The 7623-nt window shown below is 66.6% G+C and carries 1 protein-coding gene; it reads left to right on the top strand.

Translation table 11 applies throughout. From position 1 onward, the window contains the following. Positions 1-7623: beta strand repeat-containing protein (locus tag IEX50_RS17250; RefSeq protein ID WP_188699551.1), on the top strand; the 7623-nt coding region annotated here is incomplete at both ends.

Here is a 7623-nt window from a genome sequence, read left to right as displayed (position 1 = left end):
TCACGGTACTCGGCAACGATACCGATGCGGACGGGGACCTTCTGACCGTCACGCTGGCGTCGGCGACGCGCGGCACCGTCGTGATCAACACGGACGGCACGCTGACCTACACGCCGAACGCCGATTTTAACGGCACCGACACGATCAGCTACACCATCAGCGATGGCCAGGGCGGATTCTCGACCGCATCCGTGACCGTGACGGTCGTGCCCGTGAACGATGCACCGGTCGCGACCAACGACGTCGCGGCCACGGATGAGGATCAGCCGGTCGTGATCGTCGTTTTGGCGAACAGCAGCGATGTCGACGGCGATCCGTTGAGTGTGACTGCGGCGGCCGCGGCGAACGGCCGGGTGACGATCAACGCTGACGGCACGATCGTCTATACGCCCAATGCCGATTTCAACGGTGTCGACATGATCAGCTATACGATCTCCGACGGGGGTGGCGGGTCGAGCACCGCTACGGTTTCGGTTGTCGTGGCCGCAGTGAACGACGCGCCGATCCCGCTGAACGACACTGCGACGACCCCGGAAGATACGGCCATCGACGTCGCCGTCCTACCGAACGACAGCGATGTCGATGGCGACACGCTGACCATCACGGCGGCCGTGGCCGCGCGCGGCAGCGTGACGATCAATGCCGATGGTACGCTGGGCTATATTCCCGCCGCTGACTTTATCGGCACCGACATAATCACCTATACGATCAGCGACGGTCGTGGCGGCACAGCGACATCAACCGTCACCGTGACGGTCACGCCGGTGAACGACGCACCCGTCGCGGTCGATGACGTCGCAACCGTGACGGAGGACGGAACGGTCGTCATCGCGGTGTTGCCGAACGACAGTGACGTCGACGGTAATCCGCTGACGGTCACTATCGCAACCGCAGCGCGCGGCACGGTTACGATCAACGCGGACGGTACCCTCAGCTACACGCCGAATCCTGATTCCGCCGGCGTCGATACGATCGTCTACACCGTTTCCGATGGACAGGGCGGTACTTCGACCGCGCGGGTGACGGTGACGGTCGAGGCGGTCAACGATGCGCCTGTCGCGGTCGCCGACGCAGTGACGCTCGACGAGGATACGACAGCGACGATCGCCGTGCTGGCCAACGACATCGACGTTGACGGCGATCGCCTGATCGTCACCACGGCAAGCGCGACCAATGGGGTCGTCGCGATCAACGCCGATGGCACGCTGACCTACACGCCGAACCCGGACTTCAACGGCGTCGACACGATCCTCTATACGATCAGTGACGGCAATGGCGGCACGTCGCAGGGCGAAGTTGCCGTGACGGTCATCGGCCGCGCCGATGCTCCGGTGGTGACGTCGCCGCTCCCCAGTCGCGTCGATTCCGATGGCGACATGGTTCGGGTCAATGTCGCCGGTGCGTTCAGTGACGTCGATAGCGACGTGGTGAGCTTTGCGGCGAGCGGCCTGCCTCCCGGCCTAACGTTCGATGCCCCAACAGGTGTGATCTCCGGTCGGATCGCGGCGGATGCGAGTGTCGGCGCGCCCTATACCGTCTTGATCACGGCGAACGACGGGCAGGGCGGATCGGTCTCGGCCAGCTTCGTCTGGAGCGTCACCAATCCTGCACCGGTTGCCGCGAATGACGTCGTGACGACGCCCGAGGATACGGCGGTCGTCATTGCGCCGCTCGGCAACGACACTGATGCGGATGGCGACCGGTTGACCATCGTTTCGGCCACCGCCCCCCGGGGGATCGTGACGATCAACGTGGACGGCACGCTGTCCTACACGCCGAACGCGAATTTCAACGGCACCGACACGATCAGCTACACCATCAGCGATGGCCAGGGCGGTTTCTCGACCGCATCGATCGAAGTGACGGTCACCGCGGTGAACGACGCACCGAGGGTATCGACGATCGTTGCGCGCGAGAATGCCGATGGCGCTACCATCATCGTCCCGACCGCGGCTGCCTTTGCCGACGTCGATGGCGATGCGCTGACCTTTAGTGCTCAGGGACTGCCGGCGGGGCTTGTCATTGATAGCGCGACCGGCGTGATTTCGGGACGCATTGCATCGGCCGCTAGCGCGAGCAACGGCGGGGTCTATACCGTTGTCGTCACTGCGAGCGACGGCAATGGCGGAACCGTATCCACGAGCTTCGGTTGGGTAGTCTTCAACCCCGCGCCAACTGCGGTCAACGACAGCGCGACGACCAGCGAAGACACGGCGGTCACGATCGCGGTGCTCGACAACGACGTCGATCCCGACGGCGATCGACTGTCGATCATCACCGCATCGGCGCTGAACGGATCGGTGACGATCGCCGCCGACGGCACGCTGATCTATCTGCCGCGCGCCGACTTCAACGGTACCGACACGATCACCTACACCATCAGCGACGGCCAGGGCGGACTGTCGACCGCGACGGTGGTCGTCACCGTCAGCCCGGTCAACGACGCGCCGATCGCCGCGCGCCTGCCCGATCGGTCGGACAGCGATGCCGAGCGGATCGATTTCAACGCAAGTCCCGCGTTTATTGACCGCGATGGCGACACGTTGAGCTTCAGCGCGACCGGCTTGCCGGCGGGGCTGAGCATCGACCCGGTCACAGGGATCATCTCGGGGATTATCGATCGCTCTGCGAGCCAGGTCGATGGTGGCATCTACGCAGTGTCGGTCACCGCCAGCGATGGTCGCGGCGGGACGGTGTCGAGCAGCTTCACCTGGGCCATCGCCAATCCGGCGCCGATCGCGGCCAACGACGTCTTCACGACCACCGAAGACGGTCCGATCACGGTTGCGGTGCTGGCAAACGACAGCGACCCAGACGGCGACCGGATCTTCATCATCGCGGCCAGCGCGTCGCGCGGCACGGTGGTGATCAACGCCGATGGCACGCTGACCTATACGCCGGGGGCCGATTTCAACGGCACCGACGTCATTTCCTATACGATCAGCGACGGCCAGAACGGGTCCGCGACCTCCACCGGCACCGCGACGATCATCGCGGTCAACGACGGTCCGCGCCCGGTCGGTACGCTGCCTCAGCGCAACGACAATGATGGCGAGAGCGTCACGGTGGCGACCGCGGGCGCTTTCCGCGATGTCGACGATACCGACCTGCGCTATTCGGCGGATGGCCTGCCCGCCGGCCTGACGATCGACGCCGCGACCGGCGTGATCACGGGCACGATCGCGCGTGACGCGAGTGCGGCACCGGGCGGCACCTATGCCGTTACGATCACCGCAACCGATCCGTCGGGAGAGCTTACCACCCAACAGTTCAACTGGGTCATCGCCAACCCCGGGCCGACGGCGGTGGCCGACAGTGCGACGGTCGCAGAGGATAGCGCAGTCGTAATCGCGGTCCTCGCGAATGACACCGACCTGGACGGCGACCCGCTGGTCGTGACGACGGCCAGCGCGCTGCACGGCACCGTGGAGATCCGGGCCGACGGCACGATCCGTTATGTACCGGCGGCCAATTTCATCGGTGCCGACACGATCAGCTACACCATACGCGACGGCCAGGGCGCGGTCAGCTCGTCGACCGTCGCCGTCACCGTCACGCCGGCCAACGATGCCCCCGCGTCCGCTGGCCTGGCACCGCGCACCGATGTCGAAGGGCGCCCGATCAGCTTCGACGCATCGACCGCATTCGCCGACATCGACCGTGACACGCTGCGTTTTGTCGCCACCGGATTGCCCGCTGGCCTGACGATCGACCCGGCGACGGGGATCATCGGTGGGATGATTGATCCTGCCGCCAGCGTGTTGGCTGGTGGTCGTTACTCGGTGATCGTGACGGCAACCGACCCGGCCGGCGCTACAGCGAGCGCCAGCTTCGTGTGGACTGTGACGAACCCGGCGCCGATTGCGATCGCCGATACCGCAACCACCGCCGAGGACACGACCGTCGTCCTGACCGTGCTCGAGAACGACGTCGATCCGGACGGCGACACGCTGACCGTGGTCTCGGCGTCCGCCGGCAACGGCAGCGTCACGGTCAATGCCGACGGTACGCTCACCTACACGCCGAACGCCAACTTTAACGGCAGCGACACGATCACATACACGGTTAGCGATGGACAGGGCGGCACAAGCACGTCGGTTGCGATCGTCACGGTGACTGCGGTCAACGACGCGCCGACTGCCGGGACGCTGCCGAACCTGAGCGATTCGAATTCCGAGACTGTGACGGTGCCGATCGGTGCGGCGTTTAGTGACGTCGATGGCGACCGCCTGACATTCTCGGCCACCGGCCTGCCCGCCGGACTGAAGATCGATCCCGCCACGGGCGCGATCACCGGCACCGTCGCCGCCGATGCGAGCAGCGTGAACGGTGGCGTCTACACCGTCACGGTAACCGCCGCCGATGGCAATGGCGGCACGATCGCGCGTAACTTCACCTGGACGGTCGTCAACACGCCGCCGACCGCCATCGACGACGTTGCGACGACGACGGAGGACACTCCGGTCACGATCGCGGTGCTTGCCAACGACACGGATCCGGACGGCAACCCGGCGACGCCGATTGCGGTATCGATCGACGCGGTTGCGGGCGGCACGGCGGTGGTCAACCCCGATGGCACGATTACCTTCACGCCCGCCGCCGACTTCGTCGGTCTGGCCAGCGTCACCTATCGCATCGACGACGGACTGGGCGGCGGATCGACTGCCACCGTAGCGATCACCGTGACCGCGGCCAATGACGCACCGACCACCGGCGGGATCGCGTCGCGCAACGGCAGCGATGGCGACATGGTCATGCTGCCCATCGCCGCCGCGTTCCGCGATCCTGACGGCGACACGCTGACCTTCTCCGCCGCCGGGCTCCCCGCAGGGCTGACGATTGACCCGGCGACCGGCGTCATCACCGGAACGATCGCGTTCAACGCGAGTGTGGTTGGCGGCGGCAACTATGCCGTCGTCGTGACGGCGACCGATGCGTCGGGCGCCGCGGTGTCAAGCAGCTTCACCTGGACGATCGCCAATCCCGCGCCGCTGGCCGTCAACGACGGCGTTACGACGCCAGAGGACTCGGCGGTGACCATCGACGTGCTCGCAAACGACAGCGACCGCGATGGCGACACGCTGACCGTGGTCGCCGCCAGTGCCGGGCGCGGAACGGTGACGATCAACGCCGACGGCACCCTCCGCTACACGCCGCCGGTCGATTACGTCGGCACCGACACGATCAGCTACACGATCAGCGACGGCCAGGGCGGCAGCGAGACTGCCAGCGTCACCGTCCGGGTGACGGCCGCCAACGACGCTCCGACGGTCGAACCTCTGGCACCGCAGTCGGCCAGCGACGGCGACGCCGTCTCGCTGGCGGTGGCGCCCGCCTTCACCGACCGCGACGGTGATGCGCTCACCTACACCGCCACCGGCCTGCCTGCCGGGCTGACGATCGACGCAGTTACCGGCATCATCTCGGGCCGGATCGCTGCCCGCGCGAGCCAGATCGCCGGGGGCATCTACACCGTTACCGTCACCGCGCGTGATCCTGACGGGCTGGCAGTGAGCACGAGCTTCACATGGTCGGTCGGCAACGTCGGCCCGATCGCCGCCAACGACAGCGCGACCGCCGCGGAGGGCGGCAGCGTCACGATCGCGGTGCTTGGCAACGACGCTGACCCCGATGGCGACACGCTGGTCGTGATCGCGGCGCAGGCGAGCAACGGATCGGTCACGATTAACGCCGATGGCACGCTGACCTATGCGCCAACGGGAAACTTCTTTGGCACCGATACCATCACCTATACCGTTAGCGACGGCCAGGGCGGCCGATCGACCGCATCCGTGACGGTGATCGTGACGGGCGTGAACGATGCCCCGACGAGCAGAGGACTGGTGCCGCGCAGCGACCCGGCGGGCGAAGTCGTCACCCTGAACCTGGCGCCTGCGTTCGCCGACGCGGACGGCGACACGCTGCGCTATACCGCCGCCGGCCTGCCGCCGGGCCTAGCCATCGACCCCGCGACCGGCGTCGTGTCCGGCACGATCACTGCCGGTTCGGCGGGCACCTACACCGTCGTCGTGACAGTCGACGACGGCCGCAGCGGGACGATATCGTCGAGCTTCAGCTGGACGGTCAGCAATGTACCGCCGGTCGCGGTCAACGACAACGTCACCGTGGCGGAGGACACGACAAGCCGCATCGCCGTGCTGGCGAATGACCGCAGCCTGGATGGCGACCCGTTGGTCGTTGCCGCTGCAAGCGCGGCACGCGGTACGGTCGTCATCAACGCGGACGGTACGCTCAGCTATACGCCGCCGGCCGATTTCACCGGCACCGACACGATCACCTACACCATCTCGGACGGGCAAGGCGGCACCTCGACCGCCACCGTCACCGTGACGGTGGCCGGCAACAACGACGCTCCGCTGGCGACGGCGCTTCCGCCGCGCAGCGACTCGGATGGCGAGACCGTCACGCTCAATCTGGCGCCGGCGTTCCGCGATCCCGATGGCGATACGCTGCGCTATTCGGCCACCGGTCTGCCCGCGGGTCTGACGATCGATGCGGTGACCGGCGTGATTTCGGGGCAGATAGCGTCGAACGCCAGCGCGACGAGCGGCGGCGTCTATACCGTCGTCGTGTCGGCTACCGATCCGTCGGGCGCGCAGGTTTCGACCAGCTTCACCTGGACGGTCGTCAATCCGACGGGCACCGCGGTCAACGACACTGCGACGGTCGCCGAGGACGGCGTCGTGACCGTCACCGTGCTGGCCAACGACATCAATCCCGACGGCGATCCGTTGACGGTGGTCAGTGCCACGGCGGCGAACGGCACCGCCACGATCAACACCGACGGGTCGATCACCTATCGCCCGTCGGCAAACTTCACCGGTACGGACATCATCGCCTACACGATCGACGACGGGCAGGGTGGTGTCTCCACCGCGACCGTCACCGTCACGGTGACAGCGGTCAACGATGCGCCGACGACCACCGGCCTGTCCGATCGCAGCGATGCCGACGGTGAAGTCGTGCGGCTGGTGGCGGCTCCAGCGTTTGCCGATATAGACGGCGACACGCTCAGCTACACCGCAGCCGGCCTGCCAGCGGGGTTGTCGATCGATGCAGCGACTGGCGTGATCTCGGGCACGATCGCTCGCGACGCCAGCGTCCCCGCCGCCGGGTCCTATACGGTGACCGTCACGGCGACCGATCCGGCCGGACAGCCCACCGTGACGAGCTTCGTATGGACCATCACCAACCCGGCTCCAGTCGCTGTGTCCGACAGCGCCAGCACGATCGAAGGCGTCGCTGTGACGATCCCCGTCCTCGCCAACGACAGCGATCCCGACGGAGACCCGATCCGCGTCGTGTCGGCCAGCGCGCTGAATGGCATCGTGGTCGTCAACGCCAACAACACGCTGACTTACACCCCGCGTGCGGGCTTCATCGGCATAGATGCCCTGACCTACACGATCAGCGACGGGCAGGGCGCGAGCACGGCGAGCGTGTCGGTTACCGTAGCGGCGACCACCGGCAACACTGCGCCGGTCGCTGCCGACGATGTCGCGACCGTCGTCGAGGATACGCCTGCGACGATCACGGTCCTGGCGAATGACCAAGACCCGGATGGCGACTCGCTGACGATCGCTTCGGCAACAGCCGCCAACG

The sequence above is a fragment of the Sphingomonas prati genome, assembly GCF_014643515.1.
Taxonomy (GTDB): domain Bacteria; phylum Pseudomonadota; class Alphaproteobacteria; order Sphingomonadales; family Sphingomonadaceae; genus Sphingomonas_R; species Sphingomonas_R prati.
Note: the sequence above shows the minus strand (reverse complement) of the source record. Positions and strands in the feature narration are given on the sequence as shown.